Here is a 26,537-nt window from a genome sequence, read left to right as displayed (position 1 = left end):
CCGCCTCATGACTGGTCCCTGTCAGGGGGCGCAGCCAGGCTGCGTTAGAGGCATAAGCTTATGCTTTTTTGATCGTTGATTCTTGCCGTGTTTCCCCCTGAACTAGGCGCTTTTTGCAAGGCACCTGGGCATGGAAAAACACTATGACGTTCTGGTGCTCGGCTTGGGCGCCATGGGCGCGGCAACCGTCTATCAACTGGCCAAGGCCGGGGTCAACGTAGCCGGCATCGACCGTCACCATCCTCCGCACAACCTGGGTTCAAGCCACGGCGACACCCGCATCACGCGCTTGTCCGTGGGCGAAGGCGCGCAGTATGTGCCTATCGTCCGCCGTTCCCAGGCGATCTGGCGTGAGCTGGAGGACCTGTCGGGCGAGGCGCTGTTCGAGCAGTCCGGCCTGCTGGTGCTCACCTCCAGCGCCGATTTCGACCCCGCCGACGCCAGCGACTTCACACTGCGCACCATCGGCCTGGCCCGTACCTACGGGATCGAGCACGAGGTATTGGACGCTGTACAGATCCGCCAGCGCTTCCCGCAATTTGCCCAGGTGCGTGACAACGCCATCGGCTATTTCGAGCCTGAAGGCGGGTTTGTGCGGCCCGAGCGTTGCATCGCCGTGCAACTGCAACTGGCCGAGCAGCACGGCGCCACCTTGTTCAAAGGTGAGACGGTCACCGCCATTGCATCAGATGCCCAAGGCGTGACCGTCACCACCGACCAGCGCACCCTTCGTGCCGGCAAGCTGGTGATCAGTGCGGGCAACTGGGCCGGCGGCCTGCTGGGCGAGCCGTTCGATGGCCTGCTGAGTGTCTACCGGCAGAAGCTGTTCTGGTTCGAACTGGCGCACAACGCTGGCCTGGAAGGCGCCTCGCCGACCTTCATCTTCACCCACGGGCGTGGCGACGATTGCATCAATTACGGCTTTCCGGCCCTGCCGGGCGAGGGAAGCCTGAAAATCGCCACCGCCCAGTACAAGGTCGCCGGCCACCCCGACACCCTGGCCCGCACGGTGTCGGCGGCCGAAGAGCGCGAGATGTACGAGCAGCAGGTTCAAGGCCGTATCGCCGGTGTCACCCCGCGGGTGGTGAAGTCTGCCGTGTGCGCCTACACCGTGACGCCCGACCGGCATTTCATCATTGACCGGCACCCGGCCCTGCAGCACACCCTGGTGGTCAGTGCCTGCTCCGGCCACGGCTTCAAACACTCGGCTGCCCTGGGCGAAGCCTTCGCCCAATGGTGCACGCGGGGTACCACTGACCTGGACCTGTCGTCCTTTTCCCTGCAACGCTTCAAAGGTAATGCATCGTGAAACGCATCGTTCTGTCTGCTGCACTGCTGGTCGCCGCCCTGGGCACGGCCCATGCCGAAACCTTGAAAATCGCCGTGGTGCCGGTGCCACACGCCGAGATCCTGGAGTTCCTCAAGCCTGAACTGGCGAAGGAGGGCGTGACCCTGGACGTCAAGGTGTTTTCCGACTACGTGCAGCCGGACCGCCAGGTGGACGAAGGCCAGCTGGACGCCAACTACTTCCAGAGCAAACCGTACTACGACGCGTACAAGAAAGACCGCCCCAGCAGCGACCAGGTGCCGATCGTGGCCGTCCACATTGAACCCTTCGGTGCGTATTCGAAGAAGATCAAGAGCATCGCCGAACTCAAGGACGGCGCCACCGTAGCCATCCCCAACGACCCGGCCAACTCGGGCCGCGCGCTACTGCTGATCGCCAAGCAGGGCCTGATCACCCTCAAGGACCCGAACAACATCATGGCCACCCAGCAGGACATCGTCGCCAACCCCAAGCACCTGAAGTTCAAGGAGCTTGAGGCGGCCATGCTGCCGCGTGTACTGAACCAGGTGGATCTGGCGCTGATCAATGCCAACTATGCGCTGGAAGCCAAGCTGGTGCCGCACCAGGACGCCCTGTTCATCGAAGGTTCGCAGTCGCCGTACGCCAACTACCTGTACGTGCGCCGCGACAAGGCCAACGACCCGGCGGTCCAGAAGCTGGGCGCCTTGCTGAACTCACCGCAAGTCAAACAGTTCATCCTGGAACGCTACCACGGCGACGTGGTTCCGGCTTTCTGAGCAACGTCAGAACTGCACCTGCGCGGTGTCCACCACGCGCGCGATCGGCCCGTTCAACGTTTGATTGTGATGGGCGATGATGACTTCGGCGGCCAGCAGGTCGGTGTCCATGCAGCTATGGGCATCGGCCACCAGCACCGGTTTGAAGCCCAGTTGCGCGGCGACGCGGCAGGCCGTGTCGACGCAATACTGAGTCTTGAGGCCGACGATCACCAGGTCCTGGATGTTATCGGCCTTGAGCCACTGCTCAAGGTCGGTGCCCTGGAAGGCGCTGGCCGCCCGCTTGTCGAACAGCCGCGCGTTGCTTTCATTCAGGCCAAGCTCCGGGGCGACCTGCCAGAACGCGCTGCCCTGGGCGATGGGCGAGCCGGCCGGGCCGGTGTGGCGCACGGCCAGAACCGGCGCACCGGCGTCGCGGGCCTGGGCGATCAACTGGTTGATGTTGGCCAGCAGGCGTTCGCCACCGAGCGGCTTCTGTGGGCCGTGGATCAGGCCGACCTGCACGTCGATGATCAGCAGGGCGGGTTGGTTGAGCTTCAATGCAGCCATGGTACTTCTCCTTGAAAAAACCAGTCCCGGTCCGGGCACGAAAAAGGCCCCGACCATTGCTGGCGGGGCCTTGGGTGTCGCGTGTCAGGTACTGCTCACGCCTCGCCGCACGGCCCGCCGGTGGCGGTCGTGGTGATTGGGGTCGAGGTGGTGCGCGGGAAACGGTTCATGGATCCAGAGTGCATCACGTACAGGTGGGGCGTCAACAACCTGTTCATGAAACATCGCACTCGACCCTGTCATCGGCGCCGGGCCCCCTGGGCGACGCTGACAAGGTAGAGTGAGCGTTTTATCCGGAAGCCACGCATGGACCTGAAGCAGTTGGAGTGTTTTGTTCGAGTGGCGGAGTTCGGCAGCTTCACCCGTGCAGCCGCAGTGCTGAACCTGTCACAGTCCGCGGTGAGCCGACAGGTGCGGCAGCTGGAAGTTGAGCTGGCTGAGCACTTGTTGCTGCGCAACGGCCGCAATGTGTCGTTGACCGATGCCGGGCAGCGGTTCTTCGACCATGGCAAAGGCATATTGCGACAGGTACAGGTGGCCCGCGAAGAATTGCGCGATCAGCGTGGCAGCCTCTCCGGCAAGGTAGTGATCGGCCTGCCACCCAATATCTCCCGTCGCCATACCGTGAACCTGGTATCGGCCTTCCGCGAGCGGTTTCCCCATTGCATCCTGGGGATCAAGGAGGGGCTGAGCCACTCGATGCGCGAATGGCTGCTGCTGGGACGGCTGGATTTTGCCTTGCTGTTCAACCCCAGCCAGAGCTCGCAGCTCCAGTACGAACACGTGCATGCCGAGCCGTTGATGTTGATCGCAAGCGCCGATTCGCACCTGCCTGGCGAAGTACCCATGAACGCGCTGCCGGATTACCCGCTGATTACCCCGAGTGAACCGCATTCCATTCGCCGCCTGATCGAAGCCGAGGCCAGCCGCCAGTCACTGGCCCTGGACATCGGCCTGGAGATCGACAGTATCCCCGCATTGCTTGAGCTGATTCACCGGGGGATGGGCTATGGGGTGTTGTTCCAATCCGCGCTGGCGCGGCGTCTCGATTCACTGGAAGGCTTCAAGGCGGCGCCGATTATCGAGCCCATGATCCAGACGCACCTGTTCATTGCCACGGCGCAGCAACGGCCGCTGTCGCGCCTGGCCGAACAGGCGATGGCGATGGTGCGCGAAATCTGCACGCCAGAATGCTGACTATGCAAAACGCGCATAGCAGCTAGAAAAGCCATCCGGTTGTTGCACCTGGCCAACAACGCCACCATTCAGCCTCGCTTCCGCAAATAATGACCTAAGGATCCGAGATGAACAGCTGCCTTGCTCCTGATGCACATCCTGTTCGGCCGACATGCGTTCTGCCCCGCGGGGCCTGGGACGCCCACTGCCATGTGTTTGGCCCCGGCGTCGATTTTCCCTATGCCCCCGACCGCAGTTATACGCCGCCCGATGCACCCTACGAGCAATTGCGCTCACTGCACGACTACCTCGGATTGACCCGCGGGGTTATTGTCCAGGCCAGCTGCCATGGCAGTGACAACCGCGCCATGCTGGACGCCATTGCCCGCAGCGAAGGGCGGTACCGGGGCGTGGCCATCGTCGATGGCAGCGAATCGGATGCGCAGTTGGAGGCACTGGATGCCGGTGGCGTTCGCGGCGTGCGGTTCAACTTCGTGGCGCACTTGGGCGGTGCCCCCGACCTGGCAGTGTTCGATCAGACGGTCGACCGCCTGGCCGGCCTGGGGTGGCATGTGGTACTGCACCTCGATGCCCAGGATATCTCCACCTATGCCCAGCGGTTGCAGCGTATGCCGGTGCCTTTCATCATCGACCACATGGGCCGCGTCAAGGCCCGGGATGGCCTCGGGCAGCCCGCGTTTCGGGCCTTGCTGGAACTGATGGAAAACCCGCTGGCCTGGGTCAAGGTGTGCGGTGCTGAACGGGTTTCCGCCGGGCGCCGACCGTTTGAGGACGCCGTGCCTTTTGCCGAACAGCTGATCCAGGCCGCCCCTGATCGCGTGCTGTGGGGTACCGACTGGCCCCATCCGAATATCAGCCAGGACATGCCCAACGATGGCGCGCTCGTAGACCTGATGGCCATGTTCTGCCCGGACCCTGCGCAGCGTCACAAGCTGTTGGTCGACAATCCGCTCACGCTCTACGGTCGTTGATCCACGCCCACACACGCCCCCCAACAATAAGATTGCCAGCGAGCCCGATGCCATGACTTCCCGCCCTGTAGCCGCCCCCGTGAAAGCGCCGCCCGTTCCTCATGCAAACGCCCGGCAGCCGTTCTATCGCGCCCTGTACTTTCAGGTAGTGCTGGGGATATGTGCCGGTATTGCCGTGGGCCACTTCTGGCCTGCTTTTGCCGCTGACCTCAAGCCGCTGGGCGACGGGTTCATCCGGTTGATCAAGATGATCATCGGCCCCGTTGTGTTCTGTACCGTGGTCACCGGTATCGCGGGGATGCAGGATTTGAAGAAGGTCGGAAGGGTGGGCGGCAAGGCGCTGCTCTATTTTGAAATCATCTCATCGGTATCACTGGTGATCGGCTTGGTCGGCGGCCACCTGTTGAATCCCGGGGGTGGCTTCAATGTCGACGTGAACACCCTCGATGCCTCGGCTGTGACCGGCTTTGCGCAGAAGGCTGAGCACTTGCACATGGTCGACTTCCTGCTCGGCATCATTCCCTCGACCTTCGTTCAAGCGTTCGCCGAAGGCAACGTGCTGTGTATCCTGCTGGTGTCGGTCCTGTTCGGTTGCGCCCTTTCGTCCATGGGCGAGAAGGGGCGGCCGGTCTACGCCATGATCGAAGGCCTGTCCGGGGTGTTCTTTCGCATCGTTCATATCATCGCCAAGCTGTCTGCCCTGGGGGCATTCGGCGCAATGGCATTCACCGTGGGCACCTACGGTGTCGGCTCGCTGCTGCCGCTGCTCAAGCTGGTGGGGTGCTTCTACGTGCTGTGCGCGCTGTTCGTGATCGTGGTGCTGGGGGCCGTCGCGAAAATCTGTGGCTTCAATATCTTGCGCTTCCTGGGCTATATCAAGGAAGAGCTGCTGGTGGTGCTCGGTACCAGCTCATCGGAAGTGGTGTTGCCGCAGATCATGGAAAAAATGCAGCGCCTGGGCTGTTCCAAGCCTGTCGTGGGGTTGGTGATCCCGACCGGTTATTCATTCAACCTGGATGGCACCAACATTTACTTGACCATGGCCGTGCTGTTCATCGCCCAGGCGTTGAATATCGATTTGTCACTGTCCCAGCAATTGACGCTGGTGCTGGTCGCCATGTTGACCTCCAAAGGCGCCAGCGGCGTCTCCGGGGCGGCCTTCGTCATGCTCACCAGCACCCTCATGGTCGTGCCGCTGGTACCGGTGGCAGGGATGGTGCTGATCCTGGGTATCCATCGCTTCATGGGCACCGGGCTTGCCATGACCAACCTGGTGGGCAATGGTGTTGCGACGCTGGTGGTGTCCGCCTGGGAAAAAGAGCTCGATCGTGACCAGTTGGCCCGGGAACTGGGCCGTCGCGCCTGACCCCCATGGCTGCTTGTGCCAGTGCGCAGAATCACTGGGGGCAGAGCGATGACACCGCCTGGAGCCGTCGCTGTACCATGCGTGTCAAGCGCTCACCTGGGTTCGCCAGGCCCTTGTTCTGCGCCACAACCTGAGCGCCCTCCATCAGCAAGGTCAGTTCCTCGGCGACTTCCTGCGGTTCGTCGAGCCAGATGCGGGTACACAGCTCGGTCAATCGCGCAAACTGCCGCTGCTTGTGCGCTTGAATCAGTGCCCGTGCCGGGTGCGCGTCGTCTGGCAGCTCGGCCAGGGTGTTGGTGAAGGGGCAGCCGCGATAGCCCGAGCGCTCCAGGTCCTGGACGATGTACGCGACGAAGCCCAGCAGTTGCTGGTCGGGGGCGTCGGGGTGGTCAGCCGCCAACCGGTCGAGCACCCCGCTGTAGTTGGCCGTCAGGCCCTCCAGCCAATCCAGGATCAGCACATCCTTGCTCTCGAAATGCCGGTACACGGTCATTTTCGTCGATGCCGCCAGTGCGGCGATCGCGTCAACGCTGACGCGCGAAATCCCTTGTTCCATGAAAAGCGCCTGGGCAGCATCAATGATGCGTTCCCGGGGCGGTAGCTGAGGGGTGCGTTGGAGGCGCATGAAAATCTCCTGTCGGTGCGATACTGTATGGTATCGCACGATACTTATTGGTATTGTTTGATACCGATCAGTATCGATCATACCTAGTTGGAGATCTTCATGCATCTGTCTGAATATGCGGCCCTGGATGCAACGGGCCTGGCGCAGCTCATCCGTGACGGCCAGATGAGTGCGTCACAGGTTCGCGCTGTAGCGTTGCAGGCCCTCCAGGCCGTCAACCCGCAACTCAACGCCGTGGTCGAGGTCTGGACCGATGAGCCGGGCGTTGTCGAAGGGCCGCTCCGCGGCGTGCCATTGCTGCTCAAGGACCTGGGCATCACCGCGGCCGGGCGGCGCAATGAACTGGGCAGTGCGCTGGCACTCGGTTGCACCGCGCAGAGCGATTCGGAGTTGATGCGGCGCTTTCGTCGTGCCGGGTTGTTGGCGCTGGGCAGAACCGCCACACCGGAGTTTGCCGCCAGCACCACTACCGAAAGCCGCCTGCTGGGGCCCACGCGCAACCCCTGGGATGTCGCGCGCAGTGCCGGTGGGTCCAGTGGCGGTGCCGGGGTGGCCGTGGCAGCGGGGATGGTGCCGGTGGCTCACGCCACCGATGGCGGTGGTTCCATCCGTGTGCCCGCGTCACTGTGCGGGCTGTTTGGCTTGAAGCCCAGCCGCGGGCGGGTGCCCATGGGGCCGGAGGTGGATGAGGTGTGGAGTGGCCTGGCGGTTCACGGGGTGCTGACGCGCTCGGTACGTGACAGCGCCGCATTGCTGGATGCCATCCACGGCCACGCCGCCGGCGACCCCTTCCATATACAGGCCCCTGAAGCGAGCTTTCTGGCACTGTGCCAACGTCCGCCACGGCCATTGCGTATCGGCCTGCAAACGAGCCCACTGAACGGCGAGGCACTGCACCCTGCCGTGCACAATGCGTTGCTGCAGACGGTTGGCCATCTTGAGGCGCTTGGCCACCGGGTCGAGCCGGTGGCGGTTGACATTGGCGTCAGTTGGGAAGCTTTCGTGGCGCTCAACGCACGCTTCTGGTCGTCCAACACCGCAGCCTGGATCGATGCCATCGCCGCCGCGACGGGGCGCAGCATTGATACCCATACCCTGGAACCGGCGACCCTGGCGCTGTACCGGCAAGGCAAGGCGCTGTCGGCCACCGAGTTGCTGGGCGCACTGTACGAGCGCAACATCGTCGCCCGCCACGCCGGTGGTTTGCTTGAAGCTCACGATGTGCTGCTATCGCCCACATTACCGGGGCTGGCGCCGATGCTGGGCACCTACAACGCACAGCAGGAGCAACTGGATGGGTGGGGCTGGATGAACCATGTGTTCAACCAGTCGCCGTTCACGGCGCTGGCCAATGTCGTGGGGGCGCCAGCCATGTCGGTGCCGCTTGCCCATGACCCTCTGACGGGTTTGCCCATTGGCATGCAGTTCATGGGCAGGTTCGGGGATGAGGGATTGCTGTTGGGGCTGGCGGGGCAGTTGGAACGGGCACTGCCCTGGGCCCAACGTCGCCCAGCGGTGTGGGCGGGGAATGCGTGACGCCGCGTGTCCTGGCAACTGACCCGGTGAAATCGCGCGCAGCTGTTGCAGGACGGCCCGGTTTGCCGCGACTATCCTGTGCGCTCGTTTTCGCCACGCACGGACGCCCCCGCCATGGTCTCGCTCGACACGCTTCCCGTCTTTTTCCTGGCTGTCATTCTATTACTGCTGTCACCCGGCCCCAACATGGCGTTCGTGCTCAGCCAGGCAATCGCCCGGGGCTGGCGGGGCGGGTTGATGGCGGCCGCGGGCATTACCATCGCCGACCTCAGCCTGGCCGTGCTGACCGCGACCGGGGTGACCGCACTGGTGGCCAGCTGGCCGCCATCGTTCGACCTGATTCGCTATGCGGGGGCGTTGTATCTGCTATGGCTGGCGTTCAAGACCCTGCGCGGTGGCGGCCTGGGGGCATTGAACAGTGACGACTCGCTGCCGCTGGCGCGCATCCTGTTCTCGGCGACGCTCAATAGCCTGCTTAACCCCAAGGCGCTGTTGTTCTTCATGGTGTTCCTGCCGCAGTTCGTGCGACCGGAACAGGGGCAGGTGGGGTGGCAATTGATTCAGCTGGGGGTGATGCTGGCGCTGACGGCCACGGTGTTCCATTCGGTGCTGGGGGTGTTCGGCGCCGCCATCCACCGTCGCCTGGCCAGCAAGGGGCGCTGGGCCAGGGTCCAGTCACTGGGGCTGGCGACGGTGCTCATGGCGCTGGCGGTGCGCCTGGCTTTGCTCAGCCGCCCCTGAATGCCGGCCTGTCACGGGGTGGCGGGCCAGCGGGTGTTTTTGTAGGGGTTGCTGTCTGGCGCGCTTGCCGGCCCGGCGGCCACCGGCGCCAGCGACAGGTTGCCGTGGTCACTGAAGCGCACGGTGCCGAACAGGCCGTTGGCCAACTTGCCGTGCAGTTCATAGGGCAGGTTGTCCAGGGACTGGGTCTGGCTCAGGCCCAGGGTCTGGCGCAGCACGCTGAACGCGGTGACGCTGACGGGCACGGTGACGATGGTTTCCGAAAAGCGGGCCAGCGTGCCGCTTTCATTGCTCACCCCCGAGGCCAGCGGCCGGCCATTGACGTCCAGGTTCAGGGCCACCCCGTTGTAGCTGTAGCTGTCTTCGTTGGGGTTCTGCAGGCGGATCTTCACGGCAAACCGCACTTCCAGGTCCTGCCCCTGCAAGGGCTCGATGCCCACCACGTTGATGTTGATGGGGTCGCGGGGCGGCAGCAGGGCGCAGGCGCTCAGGCCCACCAGCAGCATCAGCAGCAGGTAGTGGCGCAACGCAGCAAGCAGGTATCGGGGCATGGAAGCACTCTCTGGTCATGGACGGCGCAGCATGAGACCGTTCGCAGGCCCCAGGGTTCGCGGGGCGGCAGGGCCGTCGAGGCACAAAATGTTACGTATGGCCGCAGGTTTCATCGAACGCTCACCCCGGTAGCCGTTCCAATGAAGCTACCGTCAGTATTTCGCTCGGGGGACTGCACCATGCGCCGCTACCCGTTACTGCTCGCCTCACTGCTCCTGGCCGTCGCCACCAGCGCCAGCGCCGCCACCGACGCTGGCAACCCGTACAACAGCGCCGTGCGCCGGGCCAACCCCAACAGCATGCAGGGCACGCGCCCGGTTACGCCCACCTCCCCGAACCTGCAACGCCAGGTCAACCCGCAGCCGCCCACGCTGCAGAACGGCCGTATCGGCAATGGCAATAACCTGCGTCCTGCACCCTCGGCGCCCGTCGCACCCAGCCCGCCGGTGCCTCGCCCGGCGGACAACAACTGAAGCCCACGGAAGGAATCGCCCATGTTTCGAGCTACCTGGCTGGCTACTTTGCTGGCCGTCCCGCTGTTGGCCCACGCCGCGGGCGCTGTGACCTATAAAAGCGAATTGGGGCCCTTGAGCGTCACCCCGGTGGTGCAAGGCCTGCATCACCCCTGGGCCCTGGCGTTTCTGCCCGACCACACAGGCTACCTGGTGACCGAGCGGCCCGGCACCCTGCGGGTGGTAAGCCCCGAAGGCAAGCTGTCGGCGCCCGTCAGTGGCGGCCCTGCGGTGTGGGCCCATGGCCAGGGCGGCCTGCTGGACGTGGCGCTGTCGCCGCAGTTCCGCGAAGACCGCCTGGTGTACTTGTCCTTCGCCGAAGCCGGCCCCGACGGCAAGGCGGGCACGGCCGTGGGGCGCGGGCGCCTGTCCGACGACCTGACGCACCTGGACAACTTCACCGTGATCTTCCGCCAGCAACCCAAGCTGTCCACCGGCGAACACTTTGGTTCACGGTTGGTATTCGACCGGGACGGCTACCTGTTCATCGCCTTGGGCGAGAACAACCGGCGGCCTACTGCCCAGGATCTGAGCAAGCTGCAGGGCAAGGTGGTGCGCCTCTTCCCCGACGGGCGCGTGCCCGACGACAACCCCTTCGTGGGGCAGAAGGGCGCTCGGCCCGAGATCTGGTCCTATGGCCACCGCAACCAGCAAGGTGCGGCCCTGAACCCCTGGACCGGCACCCTGTGGACCCATGAACATGGGCCACGGGGTGGTGACGAGATCAACGTCATCGAGCGTGGCCAGAATTACGGCTGGCCACGTGCGACCCACGGCATCGACTACAGCGGCGTACCGATCGCCGAAGCCAAGGGCACCTCCCTGGCGGGCGTCAAGGACCCGGTGTTCTTCTGGCCCAAGTCGCCGGCCATCAGCGGCATGGCGTTCTACGACGCGGACCGTTTCAAGGCGTGGCAGCACGATCTGTTCATTGGCGCCTTGAGCGACCAGGCACTGATTCGCCTGACGTTCGAGGGCGACAAGGTCAACCACGAGGAACGCCTGCTGGGGGAGTTGAAATCGAGAATCCGTGACGTGCGCCAGGGCCCCGATGGCTACCTGTACGTACTTACCGACGCCGATGATGGGCAATTGCTGCGTGTGGGCTTGCAGCAACCTTCGCACTGATACGGCACACCGCAGGGCGGCCTTCCCGAGCTTCGCCCGGTCCCACAGGGTAAGTTTCGCCATCGCGGTGGTTCCCTGTGGGACCGGGCGCCAGCTCGGGAAGCAGGCGGCGCGGGACATCAGGCACACCGCAGGGCGGCCTTCCCGAGCTTCGCCCGGTCCCACAGGGTAAGTTTCGCCATCGCGGTGGTGCCCTGTGGGACCGGGCGCCAGCTCGGGAAGCAGGCGCCGCGGTACATCAGGCACACCGCAGGGCGGCCTTCCCGAGCTTCGCCCGGCCCCACAGGGTAAGTTTCGCCATCGCGGTGGTGCCCTGTGGGACCGGGCGCCAGCTCGGGGAGCAGGCGCCGCGGGACATCAGGCACACCGCAGGGTGGCCTTCCCGAGCTTCGCCCGGTCCCACAGGGTAAGTTTCGCCATCGCGGTGGTGCCCTGTGGGACCGGGCGCCAGCTCGGGAAGCAGGCGCCGCGAGACATCAGGCACACCGCAGGGCGGCCTTCCCGAGCTTCGCCCGGTCCCACAGGGTAAGTTTCGCCATCGCGGTGGTTCACCTTGTGGGACCGGGCGCCAGCTCGGGAAGCAGGCGGCGCGGTACATCAGGCACACCGCAGGGCGGCCTTCCCGAGCTTCGCCCGGTCCCACAGGGTAAGTTTCGCCATCGCGGTGGTTCACCTTGTGGGACCGGGCGCCAGCTCGGGAAGCAGGCGGCGCGGGACATCAGGCACACCGCAGGGCGGTCTTCCCGAGCTTCGCCCGGTCCCACGGGGTAAGTTTCGCCAGCGCGGTGGTGCCCGGTGGGACCGGGCGCCAGCTCGGGAAGCAGGCGGCGCGGTACATCAGGCACACCGCAGCGCGGCCTTCCCGAGCTTCGCTCGGTCCCACAGGGTGGGTTTCGCCAGCGCGGTGGTGCCCGGTGGGACCGGGCGCCAGCTCGGGAAGCAGGCGGCGCGGTACATCAGGCGCACCGCAGGGTGGCCTTCCCGAGCTTCGCCCGGTCCCACAGGGTGAGTTTCGCCATCGCGGTGGTTCACCTTGTGGGACCGGGCGCCAGCTCGGGAAGCAGGCGGCGCGGTACATCAGGCACACCGCAGGGCGGCCTTCCCGAGCTTCGCTCGGTCCCACGGGGTAAGTTTCGCCAGCGCGGTGGTGCCCGGTGGGACCGGGCGCCAGCTCGGGAAGCAGGCGCCGCGGGACATCAGGCACACCGCAGGGCGGTCTTCCCGAGCTTCGCCCGGTCCCACAGGGTGAGTTTCGCCATCGCGGTGGTGCCCTGTGGGACCGGGCGCCAGCTCGGGGAGCAGGCGCCGCGGGACATCAAGCACACCGCAGCGCGGCCTTCCCGAGCTTCGCCCGGTCCCACAGGGTGGGTTTCGCCAGCGCGGTGGTGCCCTGTGGGACCGGGCGCCAGCTCGGGAAGCAGGCGCCGCGGGACATCAGGCACACCGCAGGGCGGTCTTCCCGAGCTTCGCCCGGTCCCACAGGGTGGGTTTCGCCATCGCGGTGGTTCCCTGTGGGACCGGGCGCCAGCTCGGGAAGCAGGCGCCGCGGGACATCAGGCACACCGCAGCGCGGCCTTCCCGAGCTTCGCCCGGTCCCACAGGGTGGGTTTCGCCAGCGCGGTGGTGCCCTGTGGGACCGGGCGCCAGCTCGGGAAGCGGGCGGCGCGGTACATCAGGCACACCCGCAGCGCGGCCTTCCCGAGCTTCGCCCGGCCCCACATGAGCGTGGGTGATGCCGTAGAATCGCTGTGTCAGAGCCCATTGCACAGGATGTCACATGCTATTCCCACGCTCGCCCCAGGCCGCTTACGAGCACGCCCTCGCTGATCGCGACTTCGCCCCCGACCCTGCCCAGCAGCGCGCCGTGCAGGCCCTGCAAGCCTGCTTCGAGGCCCTGCAAGCCGGTGAGCCTTGCCAGGGCCTGTACCTGTGGGGGCCGGTTGGCCGGGGCAAGACCTGGCTCATGGACCTGTTCCACCGCTGCCTGACCGTGCCTGCCCGGCGTCAGCATTTCCACCATTTCATGGCGTGGGTGCACCAGCATCTGTTCCAGCTCAACGGCACACGTGACCCGCTGCAGGCGCTGGCCGCCCAGTTGGCCAGCGAGATCCGGGTATTGTGCTTCGACGAGTTCTTCGTCACCGACATTGCCGACGCCTTGATCCTGGGCGGCCTGATGTCGGCGCTGTTCGACGCGGGGGTGACGGTGGTCGCGACCTCCAACCAGCCACCGGCGCAGCTGTATGCCGACGGCTTCAACCGCGACCGCTTCCTGCCGGCCATCGCCGCCATCGAGGCGCACATGCAGGTACTGGCGGTGGACGGCGAGCAGGACCACCGCCTGCACCCAGGCACCACGCTGCAGCGCTACTGGGTCAACGAACCCGAGGCGCTGGCCGGGGCGTTCGTCCAGTTGAGCGGCGACCAGCCCGCCAGCGACGAACCTATCCCGGTGGGCTACCGGCAGTTGCCCGTGGTGCGGGCCAGCGAGCACACCCTGTGGTGCACCTACGAGCAAGTGTGCGAGCAACCCTGGGCGGCCATGGATTTCATGCAACTGTGCGACCGCTTCAGTGCGATTCTGCTGGGTGAAGTACCGGAACTGGGTGCCCGGCAACGGCCGGCGAAGATCGCCCGTGGCACCGAAGATGCCGCCGAACGGGTGGCGGCCGGGGATCGGGAACTCCCGCAATTGTCGGCCAACGACGACGGCGTGCGCCGCTTCATCGCCCTGGTGGACGAGTGCTACGACCGCCGGGTGCCGTTGTACATCGAAGCACGGGTGGCGCTGGAGGGACTCTACACTCAAGGGTATCTGTCGTTCCCGTTCCGGCGTACCCTGAGCCGGCTGCGGGAGATGCAATTGCAACGTTTCAGCTGAAGACACCGTGATGGCCGACCTCCTGTCGCATCATCTGCTGACCATGGCCTACAACAATGGCTGGGCCAACCACCGGCTGTACAAGGCCTGCCTGCAACTGAGCCAGGACGAGTTCCTGGCACCGCGCAGCAGTTTTTTCCCCTCGATCAAGGCCACGCTCAACCACACCCTCACAGTGGACTGGTTCTACCTGCAGGCGCTGGAGTGCGAACAGGCTGGCGAGCCGCCGGAGCTGGACAGCCAGCGCTTCTTCGACCCCGAAGAGCCGTTTGACACTTGCCTGGCGCTGCACCGCGAGCAGGCCCAGGCCGACCATCGCCTGATTGCCTGCTGCCGGTTGCTCAAGGACGACAGTCTGGGCCGCTACGTGACCATCCTGCGCCCCGATCGTACCCAGCGCGATACCCGCTTGCGCCTGCTGTCGCACCTGTTCGAACACCAGATCCACCACCGTGGCCAGGTACACGCCATGCTCGCGGAAACCGACATCAAACCGCCCCAGCTCGACGAATTCTTCTGCGAAGGTGAAGCGCATTTGCGCGCCCAGGACTTCGCCGAGCTGGGCTGGACCGAAGCCCAGGTGTGGTCAGGCCAGTAGGCGAATGGGCTGGCCGTCATGCCAGGCCAGGATGTCTTCAATCATCTGGCCGTAGAACACGCGATAGTTGTTGGCGCTGACGTAGCCCACGTGGGGGGTGGCCAGAACGTTGGGCAGGGTACGGAACGGGTGATTGGCCGGCAGGGGCTCGACACTGAACACATCCAGCGCCGCGCCGCCCAGGCGGTTGGCCTTGAGCGCCTCCACCAGCGCGTCCTCGTCGACGATCGGGCCGCGGGCGGTGTTCACCAGCAGCGCACGGGGTTTCATCCAGCCCAGCGCTTCGCGGTCCACCAGCCCGCGAGTGCGCTCGCTCAGTACCAGGTGCACGCTGAGCACGTCGGCCTGGGCAAACAGCTCCTGCTTGCTGACCCAGGTCACGCCGACGCTGCTGGCGCGCTCGGCGGTCAGGTTCTCGCTCCAGGCGATGACCTTCATGCCGAACGCCTGGCCGAATTTCGCCACTTTTTCACCGATGCTGCCCAGGCCGAGGATGCCCAGGGTCTTGCCGTGCAGGTCACCGCCCAGGCCGATCTGCCAGCCGCCCGATTGCAGCGACGCGGCCTCGGCCAGCAGGTTGCGGGTAGAGGCCATGATCAGCGCCCAGGTCAACTCCGGAGCGGCGTGCTTGTAGCTCTCGGTGCCTACCACCTGCACGCCCAGGGCGTTGGCCGCGGCCAGGTCGATGGCCGCGTTGCGCATGCCGCCCGTGGCCAGCAGCTTGAGGTTGGACAGCCCCCGGATAAGCTCGGCGTCGAAAAGAGTACGCTCGCGCATCACGCAGATCACGTCGTAGGGCAGCAGGCGTGCCACCAGGGCTTCGTTGTCGGCGGGGTAGTCGGGCAGGAAATCGACCTGGCCCAGCGCACGCAGCGGGGCCCAGTCCACCACGTCACTGGCGACGTCTTGCCAGTCATCGATCACGGCTATGCGCATACCATTGCTCCTTGAGTTCAGTTCTTCGATAACCAGGCCAGCAGGGCCTTGTGGAATTGCTCGGGTTGTTCCATTTGCGGGGCGTGGCCCAGGCCGGGGAATTCCACCAGGGTGGCGTGGGGAATGACCTGGGCGGCCTGTTTGCCCAGCACGTTGTAATGACCGATGCGCGCCTTGACCTCGGGGGGCGCGATGTCGCTGCCGATGGCAGTGGTGTCGGCGTCGCCGATCAGCAGCAGGGTCGGCATCTTCAGGTCCTTGAACTCATAGACCACTGGCTGGGTGAAGATCATGTCGTAGATCAGCGCCGAGTTCCACGCCACCAGGTTGTGCCCCGGGCCCTGATTGAGGCCCGCGAGCATGGTCACCCAGCGTTCGAATTCCGGCTTCCAGCGCCCGGCGTAATAGGTGCTGCGTTCATAGCTGCGGATGCCGTCGGCAGTGAGTTTGGCTTCGCGTGCGAACCACTGGTCAACGGTGCGATAAGGCACGCCCAATGCTTTCCAGTCTTCCAGGCCGATGGGGTTGACCATGGCCAGGCGCTGCACCTGCCCGGGGTAGAGCAGGGCATAGCGGGTGGCGAGCATGCCGCCGGTGGAATGGCCCAGCACGGTGACCTTGTCGATGCCCAGGGAGGCCAGCAGGGCGTGGGTGTTGGTCGCCAATTGCTGGAAACTGTACTGGTAATTCTCAGGTTTGCTGGAGGTGCAGAAACCGACCTGGTCCGCGGCCACCACGCGATAGCCGGCGTCGGTCAGGGCCTTGATGGAGGTGTCCCACGTGGCGGCACAGAAATTCTTGCCGTGCATCAGCAACAAGGTCTGACCGTTGGCGTGGCCCTTGGCGGGTACATCCATGTAGCCCATTTGCAGGGACTTGCCCTGGGACTCGAATTCGAAATGCTTGAGCGGGTAGGGGTAGTCGAAGCCTTGCAGTTCCTGGCCGTAGACCGGCGCCGGGGGCTCGGTGGCCTGGGCGCCAGCGGCCAGCAGGCAGGAAAGAATGAGTGCGGAAACACGAAGCATGGGGCGTCCTCGCCATGGAAAATTCAACCGGCCAACTGTACCGCTTTCGCCTTGATCCCACTGTAAAAAATCAGCACCGCACCCTGCAGGACCGGGCGCGCCCGTCACACGCGGCGTTATCGCTGTTAGGATGGACTGTCCACCTTGTCGAGCAGTTCCATGGCGCAAAAAGACACCATCTCGATGCACATGGTCCGCGAAGCCTTGCAGCAGGCCGCGGCCGCGCCCAGTGCCGCGCTGGCCAACGCCGGCATCGACCCGATGCAGGCCCGCGTGCCCGTGCTGGCTTACGCGCGCCTGTGGCGCCAGATCGCCCGCGACACCGACGACGAATTCTTCGGCATGGACCCGCGCCCCCTGCGCGCCGGCAGCCTGGCCTTCCTGTGCCGCTGCGCCATGGCCCAGCCCACCCTGGCGGCCGCGCTGGACGCCGCCCTGGGCTTTCTCTCGCTGATGCTCAAGGACCTGCCCGCCACCTTGCAACGCCAGCAAAGCCTGGCCGAGATCGTCATCGACGACAGCGCCTTGCCACCGCGCCGGGCCTTCACCTATTTCACCTACTGGATGATCGTTCATGGCGTGGCGTGCTGGCTGGCCGGGCGCCGCATCCCGATCCTGGCGGTTGAACTGCGCGGGCCGGCGCCGGACTACTGCGACGACTACCGGGTGATGTTCTCCGATAACCTGCGCTTCGAGCGGCCGCGCACACGCATCATCTTCGCCGCCGATTGCCTGGACCTGCCGGTGCGCCGCACCCCAGCCGACCTGCAACGCTTCCTCAACCGCGCCCCGGGCAACATCTTGGTCAAGTACCGCGACCCCGATAGCTTCGCCCGCCAGGTGCGCCAGTGGTTGCGCCAACAACCGCCCCACGGCTGGCCGGAGGCCGAGGCTGCGGCACGCCAGTGGCAACTGTCGGCGGCCACCTTGCGCCGGCGGCTGGCCGACGAAGGCCAGACCTGGCAACGCCTCAAGGACAGTGTGCGTCGCGAGCTGGCGGTGGCCTGGCTGGCCGAAGCGCACGTGCCGTTCGAGGCCATCGCCGAACGCCTGGGCTTTGCCGATGCCAGTTCGTTCTACAAGGCTTTTCGCAAATGGACCGGCGCCAGCCCCGGGCACTATCGCAGCCTGATCCTGGGCGCCGGTGGCCAAACCGCTCACGCCCCCTGAGCGCTTTGACCATTGCCGCCGTGCCGGGCCGGGGCCATATTTCAGGGAGACGTTCACAACAATAAGGAAGCGCTCCATGCTTATCGCACAACGGACTTTCATGGTCAGCGGCGCTGCCTCGGGCCTTGGTGCTGCCACGGCGCAGTTGCTGGCCGAGGCGGGCGCCAACGTGGTCCTTGTAGACCTCAATGCCGAGGCCGTCGCTGCCCAGGCGCAAAAGCTCGGCCCCACGGCTCGTCATGCCGTGGCTGACATCCGCCGCGAAGACCAGGCCCAGGCGGCCGTCGACCTGGCGGTCAGCACCTTCGGCGGCCTGCACGGCCTGGTCAACTGCGCCGGGGTGGTCGCTGGCGAGAAGATCCTCGGCAAGGAGGGCCCCCACGGCCTCGACAGTTTCAGCCGCGTGCTGGAGATCAACGTCGTGGGCAGCTTCAACCTGATGCGTCTGGCAGCCGTGGCCATGGCCGAAGGCGCGCCCGGCGAAGACGGCGAGCGCGGCATCATCATCAACACCGCCTCGGTGGCGGCCTACGACGGCCAGATCGGCCAGGCCGCCTATGCCGCGTCCAAAGGCGCCATCGTCAGCCTGACCTTGCCCGCCGCCCGAGAGCTGGCGCGCTTTGGCATTCGCGTGATGACCATTGCCCCGGGCGTGTTCGAGACGCCCATGATGGCCGGCATGACCGAGGAAGTTCGCAGCTCCCTGGCCGCTGGCGTGCCGTTCCCGCCGCGGCTCGGCCACCCCGGTGAATACGCCGCGCTGGTACGGCACATCGTCGAAAACCGCCTGCTCAACGGCGAAGTCATTCGCCTGGACGGCGCCCTGCGCATGGCCGCCAGATAATTCCCGGGAGAGCCCCATGAACATCGATCCCATCGTCATCGTCAGCGCTGCCCGCACGCCCATGGGTGGCCTGCAGGGCGACCTCAAAACCCTTTCCGCACCGCAGTTGGGTGCCGAAGCCATCCGCGCCGCCGTCAGCCGTGCCTCATTGGGCAGCGACGCGGTGGACCAGCTGCTGATGGGCTGCGTGCTGTCCGCCGGCCTCGGCCAGGCCCCGGCGCGCCAGGCCGCCCTTGGCGCTGGCCTGGACAAGGGCACCCCGTGCACCACCTTGAACAAGATGTGCGGCTCCGGGATGCAAGCGGTCATCCTCGGCCATGACCAGTTGCTGGCCGGCAGCGCCCGCGTGGTGGTGGCCGGGGGCATGGAGAGCATGTCCAACGCCCCGTATCTGCTGGACAAAGCCCGCGCCGGTTACCGCATGGGCCACGGCCGGGTGCTGGACCACCTGTTTCTCGATGGCCTGGAAGATGCCTACGAACCCGGCCGGTTGATGGGCACCTACGCTGAAGACTGCGCCCAGGCCCTGGGTTTCAGCCGCCAGCAGCAGGACGACTTCGCTGTCGCGTCCCTGACCCGTGCCCAGCAGGCCATCAGCGGTGGCCACTTCAAGGACGAGATCGTGCCCCTGACCGTGCAGGCAGGCAAAGAGTCACGCCGGATCTGTGACGATGAACAACCGCCCAAGGCGCGGTTGGACAAGATCCCTGGCCTCAAGCCGGCCTTTCGCGACGGCGGCACGGTGACGGCGGCCAACGCCAGCTCGATCTCCGACGGCGCCGCCGCGCTGGTGCTGATGCGCCGCAGTGAAGCCGAGCGCCGAGGCCTGGCGCCGCTGGCGATCGTCCACGGCCACGCCACCTTTGCCGACACCCCGGGGCTGTTTCCCACCGCGCCCATCGGCGCCATTGAACGCCTGGTCAGCCGCACCGGCTGGGACCTGGCCAGTGTCGACCTGTTCGAGATCAATGAGGCCTTTGCGGTGGTCACCCTGGCCGCCATGCAGGCGCTGGACCTGCCCCACAGCAAGGTCAATGTGCACGGCGGCGCCTGCGCCCTGGGCCACCCCATTGGCGCTTCGGGGGCACGCATCCTGGTGACCCTGATTCATGCCCTGCGTCAGCGCCGCTTGTCACGGGGCATCGCCGCCCTTTGCATCGGTGGCGGTGAAGCCACCGCGTTGGCCCTCGAATGTGTGTATTAAGGAGCTTGCATGCTAGCCAATGAAGAGCAACGCCAGATCAGCGAGGCTGCCCGCCACTTCGCCCAGGAACGCCTGAAGCCTTTCTCAGCCCAGTGGGACCGCGACCACACCTTCCCCCGTGAAGCCCTGGCGGAAATGGCCGAGCTGGGTTTTTTCGGCATGCTGGTGCCTGAGCAGTGGGGCGGTTGCGACACCGGGTACCTGGCCTATGCCATGGCCCTGGAAGAAATCGCCGCCGGTGACGGTGCGTGCTCCACCATCATGAGCGTGCACAACTCGGTGGGCTGCGTGCCTATTCTCACGTTCGGCACCGAGGCGCAGAAGGCTCAGTACCTGCAGCCCCTGGCCAGCGGCGGCATGCTCGGGGCGTTTGCCCTGACGGAGGCCCAGGCGGGTTCCGACGCCAGCAACCTGCGCACCCGTGCTAGGCGGGACGGCGACCACTACGTGATCAACGGCAGCAAGCAGTTCATCACCTCGGGCAGCAACGCCGGCATGACCATCGTCTTCGCCGTCACGGACCCACAAGCGGGCAAGCGCGGCATCAGCGCCTTCATCGTGCCCACCGACAGCCCCGGCTACCAGGTGGTACGGGTGGAGGAAAAGCTCGGTCTGCATGCCAGCGACACCTGCCAACTGGTGTTCGACGACCTGCGCGTGCCCGCCGCCAATCTGCTGGGTAGCGAAGGGCAGGGCTACAAGATCGCCCTGGCCAACCTCGAAGGCGGGCGCATCGGCATCGCCGCCCAGGCCGTGGGCATGGCACGGGCGGCGTTCGAGGCGGCACGGGACTACGCCCGCGAGCGCACCAGCTTCGGCCAGCCTTTGATCGAGCACCAGGCCGTGGCCTTTCGGCTGGCCGACATGCATACCCAGATCAGCGTCGCCCGGCAAATGGTCTATCACGCCGCAGCCCTGCGCGATGCCGGGCAGCCGGCTCTGGTGGAGGCGTCAATGGCCAAGCTGTTTGCCTCGGAAATGGCCGAAAAGGCCTGTTCAGACGCATTGCAGACCTTGGGTGGCTATGGTTACCTCAATGACTTCCCGCTGGAACGCATTTACCGCGACGTGCGTATCTGCCAGATCTACGAAGGCACCAGCGACATCCAGCGCATGGTCATTGCGCGCAACCTGTAAGACGGAGAACGCTCCATGGCGTACCAAACCCTGCTGCTGGAAACCCGTGGCCGTGTCGCACTGATCACCCTCAACCGCCCCGAGGCGCTCAATGCCCTCAACGCCCAGTTGATCAGCGAATTGAACCAGGCCCTCGACACCCTGGATGCCGACCGCGACATCGGCTGCATCGTGCTCACCGGTTCGGCCAAAGCGTTCGCCGCCGGCGCCGATATCAAGGAAATGGCCGAGCGCACCTACCCGCAGATCTACCTGGACGACCTGTTCAGCGAGACCGACCGCATCGCCAACCGTCGCACGCCGATGATCGCCGCCGTGGCCGGCTTCGCCCTGGGCGGCGGTTGTGAACTGGCGCTGATGTGCGACTTCATCCTGGCCGCAGACACGGCAAAGTTCGGCCAACCGGAAATCAAGCTGGGCGTACTGCCGGGCATGGGCGGCACCCAGCGCCTGACCCATGCCGTCGGCAAGGCCAAGGCCATGGAGCTGTGCCTGACGGGTCGGCTGATGGACGCGGTGGAAGCCGAGCGTGCCGGCGTGGTGGCGCGTATCGTCGCGGCTGACCAGTTGCTGGAAGAGGCCCTGGCGACTGCCGCGCAGATCGCCGCCAAGTCATTACCGGTGGCCATGATGGTCAAGGAAAGCGTCAACCGCGCGTTTGAAGTCAGCCTTAGCGAGGGGGTGCGGTTCGAGCGCCGGGTGTTCCATGCAGCGTTCGCGACGCAAGACCAGAAAGAAGGTATGGCCGCGTTCATCGCCAAGCGCGAAGCGCGGTTCAACGGGCGCTGATTCAGGACCTCGCTCGCTACACCCCTTCGAAAAACTGCTCCACCTGCTTGCGGTCCAGCAGTTCCAGCGTTGGGGGCCGCCACCGGGGTTGCTTGTCCTTGTCGATCAATAGCGCTCGCACCCCTTCCAGCAGGTCGCCATGGGCAAACCACTGGCGGTCCAGGTGCATTTCCATGTTGAAGCAGTCTTCCAGGCTCATGTGCCGGCCCCGGCGCAGCATTTCCAGGGTGACCGACATGGCCAGCGGCGAGCGCTGTTTCATCAGTTGCGCGGTGGCGTCGGCCCATTGGTGGCTGTCGGCGACGGTGACCTGGTGCAGTTGCTCGACCATGCTGGCGATGTCGGGCAGGGCGAAGAAATGGTCGATGGCCGGCCGCAGGCGGTCCAGGGGGGCGTTGGGCAAGGCTTGTTGGCCCAGTTTGGCCAGGGTGCTCTGCAGGTCTTTGAGGGGGTAGTCAGTCCAGGTCAGGCGGTCGAGGCGTTCGTCCAGGGTGGCCAGTTTGCCGCTGTCCAGGTACCAGTCGGCCAGGCCGCAGTACAGGGCGTCGGCGGCCTGGATCTGGGCGCCAGTGACGCCCAGATAAATGCCCAGTTCCCCCGGGATGCGCGGCAGGAAATAGCTGCCGCCGACGTCGGGGAAGTAGCCGATGGCGACTTCCGGCATGCCAATGCGGCTGCGCTCGGTGACGATGCGCAGGTCGGCACCCTGGGCCAGGCCCATGCCGCCGCCCAGGGTATAGCCATCCATCAGCGCCAGTACCGGTTTGCGGTAATGGTGCAGGCACAGGTCCAGGGCGTACTCCTCGGTGAAGAAGGTCTCGTGCTGCTGAGTGCCGTTCTGGTAGGTGTCGTACAGCCAGCGGATGTCGCCGCCCGCGCACAACCCGCGGCCGTTGCCGCGCAGCATCACCGCGTGAATGTGCGGGTCGGCGGCAAAGGCGTCGAGGTAGCCGCGCACGGTGCGCACCATGTCCAGGTTGAGGGCGTTGAGGTCGTCGGGGCGGTTGAGGGTTATGTGGCCAATGTGGTTGCGCACTTCACCTATGACCTGGTCGGTCAGGGCAGCCAGGCTCAGGTTGAGGGTGCCAAACGCCGCAGCGGTCATCGCGTACTCCCTGTTTTGTGTGGAATTCCAATACGTTGCGGGGCCTGGTGGCATGCATTGCCGGCGGCCCTCTGCAAGCATAGACGCTAAAGCGGCGGCTGCCTCAGGGATGTTGCGGGTCGTGCCCAAGGGCTTGGATGAACAGCGAGAAAAGCTCGGGCTGCGAGGCGATGTCGAGTTTGGCGTACAGATGGCGCCGGTGCACCTTGATGGTCTCCGGGGAGATATGCAACCGCTCTGCCATGGCCTTGGAGGAGAAACCGCGCAAGATCAGCCGGGCGATCTCCACTTCCCGTTCCGAGAGCACCCCGGCGCCGAATTGGCTCATGGCGTCGCGGATGTGGTGGGACAGTTCCCGCGGCTCTGGTGCCGCCGGGCGCGGCGCCTGGGCCTGCCAGTGCTGGCGCATCAGTGCCAGTACCCAGGGCGCCAGGGTGTGCAGGCGGCCCGCCTGGGCCGTGGTGAAGGGTTGGCGCATGCCCAACGACAGCGACAAGGTGCCTTCGGCGCCCAATTGCAGGATGAATTGCAGTTCGTCCTCCAGCACGTTGTCGTGGAAATAGTTGAGGTAGTACTCGCTCTGGCGGAAATGGTCGGGCGCCACTTCCTCCAGGCGGTACAGGCCGCTGGCGATGCCCTCGCGGCAGGCCTGGAAAAACGGGTCCAGCAGGTAAAGGCCGTCCAGGTAGACGAGCATGGCAGCGGGGCCGCCGTGGGGCAGGGCGTCCTACTCCTCCAGCGCGCGGGGGGCGGTGTCGCTGGGGTAGTGGATGGCCAGGGCGTTGTCGAAGGGCAGCCAGTGCTGCAACAGCAGGATCAATTGCCTGAAGAAGCGTGGGCTGCCCAGGTGCTCGATGGCACGGGCCAGGCTGGCATGGGCGCCGACTTCGCTGAACAGCAGTTCCATGGGGCAGTTTTCCGGGGCGGGGGTAGCGCGTTTTTGCGGGTTTTTCGGCGGTCCGTCAAGAGGAGTAACCCAAAACGGGGATAGCCAGGGCTTGATGCGCACCGTAGGGTTCACCCACCCGGACGCGCCGCCAGAGCGTGCCGGCTCTCACTTTTCGTTGCTGCCTCCATAGACCTAGAACAACCAAGAGGATAACGACATGAGCGATGCCCCCGCGCAGGCCCCTGCGCTCAAGCCCACCCTGAAAGTCTTCGATGTGGTTGCCATCACCGTCTCGGCGGTGACCCCGGCCAGTTCCGTGTTCGTGATCGCCCCCTTCGCCATCAGGCAGGCCGGTTCCGGAATGATCATGGCGTTCCTGATCGCTGCCGTGCTGGCGCTGATGTTTGCCTTTTGCTACGCCGAACTGGGCCGCGCCCACCGCAGCGCCGGCGGCGAGTATGTGTTCGCCAAGCGGGTATTCGGCGGCATGGCCGGCTACGCCACGTTCCTGACGGTGCTGGTGATGTTGCTGTTCATTCCGCCCGTGCTGGCCACGGGTGCCTCCACTTACCTGAATGCGGCGCTGGGCACCCAGTTCGATGCGCAGACCGTGGCCCTGGTGATCGTGGTAGCCAGCTTTGCCCTGGGCGTGCTCAATATCAAGCTCAACGCCTGGGTCACCGGCACCTGCCTGATACTGGAAGTGGCGGCACTGTTGGTGATCGTCGCCCTGGGCTATGGCCACGCCGAACAGCCCATGAGCGTGCTGGTGCACCCGCAGGTCGTGGTCGATGGCGCCTTGCAGGCCGCGCCCTGGGCCCTGGTGATCGGCGCGGTGGGCGTGGGGTTGTTCTCCTATAATGGCTACGGAGGCGCTGTGCTGCTGGGCGAGGACATGCACGATGGCGGTCACGGCGTGGCCAAGGCGGTACTGTGGTCGCTGGTGCTGGTCGTGATCATCGAGATGGTGCCGCTGAGCTCGTTGCTAATCGGCGCGCCGTCCCTGAGCGCGATGATTGCCAGTCCCGACCCTATCGGCTATCTGCTGACCAGCCATGGCAGCCCGTTGCTGGCACGCCTGGTCAGCGCAGGCATCTTCCTGTCGGTGTTCAACGCCCTGGTGGCCATCGTTATCCAGACCGGCCGCGTGGTGTTCAGCAGTGGCCGCGACGCCCTGTGGACGGCGCCGTTGAACCGGGCCTTCAGCAAGATTCACCCGCGCTGGGAGTCGCCCTGGTTGGCCACGTTGTTCCTGGCGGTGCCCTCGGCGGCGCTGACCTTCAACTCGGATCTGGCCAGCCTGACCTCGTTCAGCGTGCTGCTGATCGTGCTGGTGTACCTGATCGTCGCCCTGTGCGCGCTGTTCAGCCGGGTGCTGCGCCGTGACCGTGAGCACCCTTACCGCATGCCGCTATGGCCGGTGCCAGCGCTGCTGGCCACCGCGGGCGCCGGTTACCTGATGCTGACCCTGCTGGCCGACGCGTCGAACCGCGATGTGATGGTGCTGACAGGGCTGCTGGCGGTATCGGTCATTCTTTATTGCACTACCGGGCGCCTGAGCCCGGCTTTCCAGAAACTCTGAAACAGGAGCCACCATGCGTGCGCGTGAATTGGGCATCACCCTGGGGCTGGGCACACCCGGCGAACTGAATGCGATTACCGATGTGCCGGGGGTGCGGGTGGGCCACAGCACGCTGCGCACGGTGGTCGAGGGCAAACACGTGCGTACAGGTGTCACCGTCGTCGAACCACGGCCCGGCGCCGCGCGCCAGCAGCCGTGCTTCGCCGGGTGCCATGTGCTCAACGGCAATGGCGATGCCACCGGGCTTGAGTGGATTCGCGAGGCAGGGTTGCTGACCACGCCGGTCGCCATCACCAACACCCACAGCGTGGGGGTGGTACGCGATGCGCTCATTGCCCATGAGCGTGACAGCCTGCGTGACCCGGCGGTGTACTGGTGCATGCCGGTGGTGATGGAAACCTATGACGGCGTGCTCAATGACATCTGGGGCCAGCACGTGGGCGCTGCCCAGGTCGAGCAAGCCTTGGCGACGGCACACCCCGGTCCTGTCACCGAGGGGGCCGTGGGTGGCGGTACCGGCATGATCTGCCACGAATTCAAGGGCGGCATCGGCACGGCCTCGCGCAAGCTGGCGGCCGGGCAGGGTGGCTGGACAGTGGGCGCGCTGGTGCAGGCCAACCACGGCAAGCGCACCGAGTTGCGCGTGGACGGCTACCCGGTGGGGCGCCACCTGGGTGGGCCTCCCTCGCCGTTTGCCGAGCAGGGCACGCCGGGCATGGGCTCGATCGTGGTGGTCCTGGCCACCGACGCGCCGTTGCTGCCGCACCAGTGCCAGCGCCTGGCCCAGCGGGCGTCCATCGGGATTGCCCGTACCGGTGGCGGCACCGAGGACTCCAGTGGGGATGTGTTCCTGGCGTTCGCCACCGGCAACCGCGACCTGCCGCCCGCCGATTACGGGCGCAAGGACCTGCCGCTGACCACCGCGCTGAGTATGGTCAACAACGACCATATCTCGGCGCTGTTCGCGGCGGCGGCAGAGGCGGTAGAGGAGGCGATCATCAACGTGCTGCTGGCGGGGGAGGACATGTGCGCCGACGATGGCACGCCGGTGCCTGGGCTCAAGGCGCCGGTGTTGCTGGACGCGTTGCGGGCGACCGGTTGGCGCTGAACCCCGT

24 protein-coding genes and 1 pseudogene are annotated in these 26,537 nt (G+C 65.6%); 18 read left to right on the top strand and 7 right to left on the bottom strand.

Features of this window, described 5'->3' with window-relative positions; all coding sequences use genetic code 11:
• Positions 1–130 precede the first annotated feature (130 nt).
• Complete coding sequence (gene solA, locus HWQ56_RS16735; protein ID WP_176571215.1) at positions 131–1,309, top strand: N-methyl-L-tryptophan oxidase; 1,179 nt, start codon at positions 131–133, stop codon at positions 1,307–1,309.
• Positions 1,306–2,085 carry a MetQ/NlpA family ABC transporter substrate-binding protein gene (locus tag HWQ56_RS16730; RefSeq protein ID WP_158155034.1) on the top strand — a complete coding sequence of 260 codons (780 nt, stop codon included), beginning with the start codon at positions 1,306–1,308 and terminating at the stop codon, positions 2,083–2,085. Before solA ends, HWQ56_RS16730 begins: the two co-directional genes overlap by 4 nt.
• 6 nt (positions 2,086–2,091) lie before the next feature.
• Here HWQ56_RS16730 and HWQ56_RS16725 read toward each other — a convergent pair whose 3' ends face one another.
• On the bottom strand, positions 2,092–2,634 hold the full coding sequence (locus HWQ56_RS16725) for a cysteine hydrolase family protein (RefSeq protein WP_158155036.1): 543 nt from the start codon (positions 2,632–2,634) through the stop codon (positions 2,092–2,094).
• A 306-nt stretch (positions 2,635–2,940) separates the two neighbouring features.
• Here HWQ56_RS16725 and HWQ56_RS16720 point away from each other — a divergent pair, with 306 nt between their 5' ends.
• The 3 genes from HWQ56_RS16720 to HWQ56_RS16710 all read left to right on the top strand — a co-directional run bounded on the left by HWQ56_RS16720 (position 2,941) and on the right by HWQ56_RS16710 (position 6,168).
• A complete protein-coding gene (locus tag HWQ56_RS16720; RefSeq protein ID WP_176571214.1) occupies positions 2,941–3,831 on the top strand; it encodes a LysR family transcriptional regulator in 891 nt (296 codons plus the stop codon).
• Between the two features lie 107 nt (positions 3,832–3,938).
• Positions 3,939–4,802 carry an amidohydrolase family protein gene (locus HWQ56_RS16715; RefSeq protein WP_176571213.1) on the top strand — a complete coding sequence of 288 codons (864 nt, stop codon included), beginning with the start codon at positions 3,939–3,941 and terminating at the stop codon, positions 4,800–4,802.
• 52 nt (positions 4,803–4,854) lie between these two features.
• Positions 4,855–6,168, top strand: coding sequence for a dicarboxylate/amino acid:cation symporter (locus HWQ56_RS16710; protein WP_158155042.1), 1,314 nt, complete (start codon positions 4,855–4,857; stop codon positions 6,166–6,168).
• Between the two features lie 31 nt (positions 6,169–6,199).
• Here HWQ56_RS16710 and HWQ56_RS16705 read toward each other — a convergent pair whose 3' ends face one another.
• Complete coding sequence (locus HWQ56_RS16705; protein WP_176571212.1) at positions 6,200–6,793, bottom strand: TetR/AcrR family transcriptional regulator; 594 nt, start codon at positions 6,791–6,793, stop codon at positions 6,200–6,202.
• A 99-nt stretch (positions 6,794–6,892) separates the two neighbouring features.
• Between HWQ56_RS16705 and HWQ56_RS16700 the strand changes: the two genes are divergently transcribed.
• Complete coding sequence (locus HWQ56_RS16700) at positions 6,893–8,329, top strand: amidase (protein ID WP_176571211.1); 1,437 nt, start codon at positions 6,893–6,895, stop codon at positions 8,327–8,329.
• 114 nt (positions 8,330–8,443) lie between these two features.
• A complete protein-coding gene (locus HWQ56_RS16695; protein ID WP_176571210.1) occupies positions 8,444–9,070 on the top strand; it encodes a LysE family translocator in 627 nt (208 codons plus the stop codon).
• 11 nt (positions 9,071–9,081) lie between these two features.
• Here HWQ56_RS16695 and HWQ56_RS16690 read toward each other — a convergent pair whose 3' ends face one another.
• Complete coding sequence (locus HWQ56_RS16690) at positions 9,082–9,621, bottom strand: LEA/WHy family protein (protein ID WP_158155050.1); 540 nt, start codon at positions 9,619–9,621, stop codon at positions 9,082–9,084.
• Between the two features lie 180 nt (positions 9,622–9,801).
• Here HWQ56_RS16690 and HWQ56_RS16685 point away from each other — a divergent pair, with 180 nt between their 5' ends.
• The 4 genes from HWQ56_RS16685 (at position 9,802) to HWQ56_RS16670 (ending at position 14,741) form a co-directional block, all read left to right on the top strand.
• Positions 9,802–10,095, top strand: a complete 294-nt coding sequence (locus HWQ56_RS16685) for a hypothetical protein (protein WP_176571209.1) — start codon at positions 9,802–9,804, stop codon at positions 10,093–10,095.
• Between the two features lie 21 nt (positions 10,096–10,116).
• On the top strand, positions 10,117–11,262 hold the full coding sequence (locus HWQ56_RS16680; protein WP_176571208.1) for a PQQ-dependent sugar dehydrogenase: 1,146 nt from the start codon (positions 10,117–10,119) through the stop codon (positions 11,260–11,262).
• A 1,777-nt stretch (positions 11,263–13,039) separates the two neighbouring features.
• Entirely contained in the window at positions 13,040–14,143 is a 1,104-nt protein-coding gene (zapE, locus tag HWQ56_RS16675) for a cell division protein ZapE (RefSeq protein WP_176571207.1), read from the top strand.
• Positions 14,144–14,153: 10 nt separating this feature from the next.
• Complete coding sequence (locus tag HWQ56_RS16670) at positions 14,154–14,741, top strand: DinB family protein (RefSeq protein WP_176571206.1); 588 nt, start codon at positions 14,154–14,156, stop codon at positions 14,739–14,741.
• Here the strand turns inward: HWQ56_RS16670 and HWQ56_RS16665 are convergent.
• Together HWQ56_RS16665 and HWQ56_RS16660 are read right to left on the bottom strand one after the other, a co-directional pair.
• On the bottom strand, positions 14,730–15,677 hold the full coding sequence (locus tag HWQ56_RS16665; RefSeq protein ID WP_158158515.1) for a D-2-hydroxyacid dehydrogenase family protein: 948 nt from the start codon (positions 15,675–15,677) through the stop codon (positions 14,730–14,732). The two genes, HWQ56_RS16670 and HWQ56_RS16665, sit on opposite strands and share 12 nt — an antisense overlap.
• A 17-nt stretch (positions 15,678–15,694) precedes the next feature.
• Positions 15,695–16,702 carry an alpha/beta fold hydrolase gene (locus HWQ56_RS16660; RefSeq protein ID WP_176571205.1) on the bottom strand — a complete coding sequence of 336 codons (1,008 nt, stop codon included), beginning with the start codon at positions 16,700–16,702 and terminating at the stop codon, positions 15,695–15,697.
• A gap of 159 nt (positions 16,703–16,861) precedes the next feature.
• Here HWQ56_RS16660 and HWQ56_RS16655 point away from each other — a divergent pair, with 159 nt between their 5' ends.
• From HWQ56_RS16655 to HWQ56_RS16635, 5 genes are all read left to right on the top strand, one after another.
• Positions 16,862–17,872, top strand: a complete 1,011-nt coding sequence (locus HWQ56_RS16655; RefSeq protein WP_176571204.1) for an AraC family transcriptional regulator — start codon at positions 16,862–16,864, stop codon at positions 17,870–17,872.
• A gap of 76 nt (positions 17,873–17,948) precedes the next feature.
• Positions 17,949–18,716: a 3-hydroxyacyl-CoA dehydrogenase gene (locus tag HWQ56_RS16650; RefSeq protein ID WP_176571203.1), complete on the top strand. Its 768-nt coding sequence runs from the start codon at positions 17,949–17,951 to the stop codon at positions 18,714–18,716.
• 16 nt (positions 18,717–18,732) lie between these two features.
• Positions 18,733–19,920 (top strand): acetyl-CoA C-acyltransferase, encoded by a 1,188-nt coding sequence (locus tag HWQ56_RS16645; protein WP_176571202.1) that lies wholly within the window; start codon positions 18,733–18,735, stop codon positions 19,918–19,920.
• A 9-nt stretch (positions 19,921–19,929) separates the two neighbouring features.
• Complete coding sequence (locus tag HWQ56_RS16640; protein ID WP_158152559.1) at positions 19,930–21,057, top strand: acyl-CoA dehydrogenase; 1,128 nt, start codon at positions 19,930–19,932, stop codon at positions 21,055–21,057.
• 15 nt (positions 21,058–21,072) lie between these two features.
• The gene (locus HWQ56_RS16635) at positions 21,073–21,846 is read left to right on the top strand and encodes an enoyl-CoA hydratase (RefSeq protein ID WP_158152560.1); all 774 of its coding nucleotides are present in this window, start codon (positions 21,073–21,075) and stop codon (positions 21,844–21,846) included.
• A 16-nt stretch (positions 21,847–21,862) separates the two neighbouring features.
• Here the strand turns inward: HWQ56_RS16635 and HWQ56_RS16630 are convergent, their stop codons facing one another.
• Together HWQ56_RS16630 and HWQ56_RS16625 are read right to left on the bottom strand one after the other, a co-directional pair.
• Complete coding sequence (locus HWQ56_RS16630) at positions 21,863–22,951, bottom strand: enoyl-CoA hydratase/isomerase family protein (RefSeq protein ID WP_158152561.1); 1,089 nt, start codon at positions 22,949–22,951, stop codon at positions 21,863–21,865.
• A 103-nt stretch (positions 22,952–23,054) separates the two neighbouring features.
• A pseudogene (locus HWQ56_RS16625) lies at positions 23,055–23,858 on the bottom strand (helix-turn-helix transcriptional regulator).
• A gap of 199 nt (positions 23,859–24,057) precedes the next feature.
• On the opposite strand from HWQ56_RS16625, the gene HWQ56_RS16620 reads away from it, so the two are divergent.
• Positions 24,058–25,422 carry an APC family permease gene (locus HWQ56_RS16620; RefSeq protein ID WP_158152563.1) on the top strand — a complete coding sequence of 455 codons (1,365 nt, stop codon included), beginning with the start codon at positions 24,058–24,060 and terminating at the stop codon, positions 25,420–25,422.
• 13 nt (positions 25,423–25,435) lie between these two features.
• Positions 25,436–26,530 (top strand): DmpA family aminopeptidase, encoded by a 1,095-nt coding sequence (locus HWQ56_RS16615; RefSeq protein WP_176571201.1) that lies wholly within the window; start codon positions 25,436–25,438, stop codon positions 26,528–26,530.
• Positions 26,531–26,537: the final 7 nt, after the last annotated feature.

Source organism: Pseudomonas eucalypticola (assembly GCF_013374995.1).
GTDB lineage: Bacteria > Pseudomonadota > Gammaproteobacteria > Pseudomonadales > Pseudomonadaceae > Aquipseudomonas > Aquipseudomonas eucalypticola.
The sequence above is the reverse complement of the archived record's forward strand: the minus strand, read 5'-3'. Positions and strand labels throughout refer to the sequence as shown.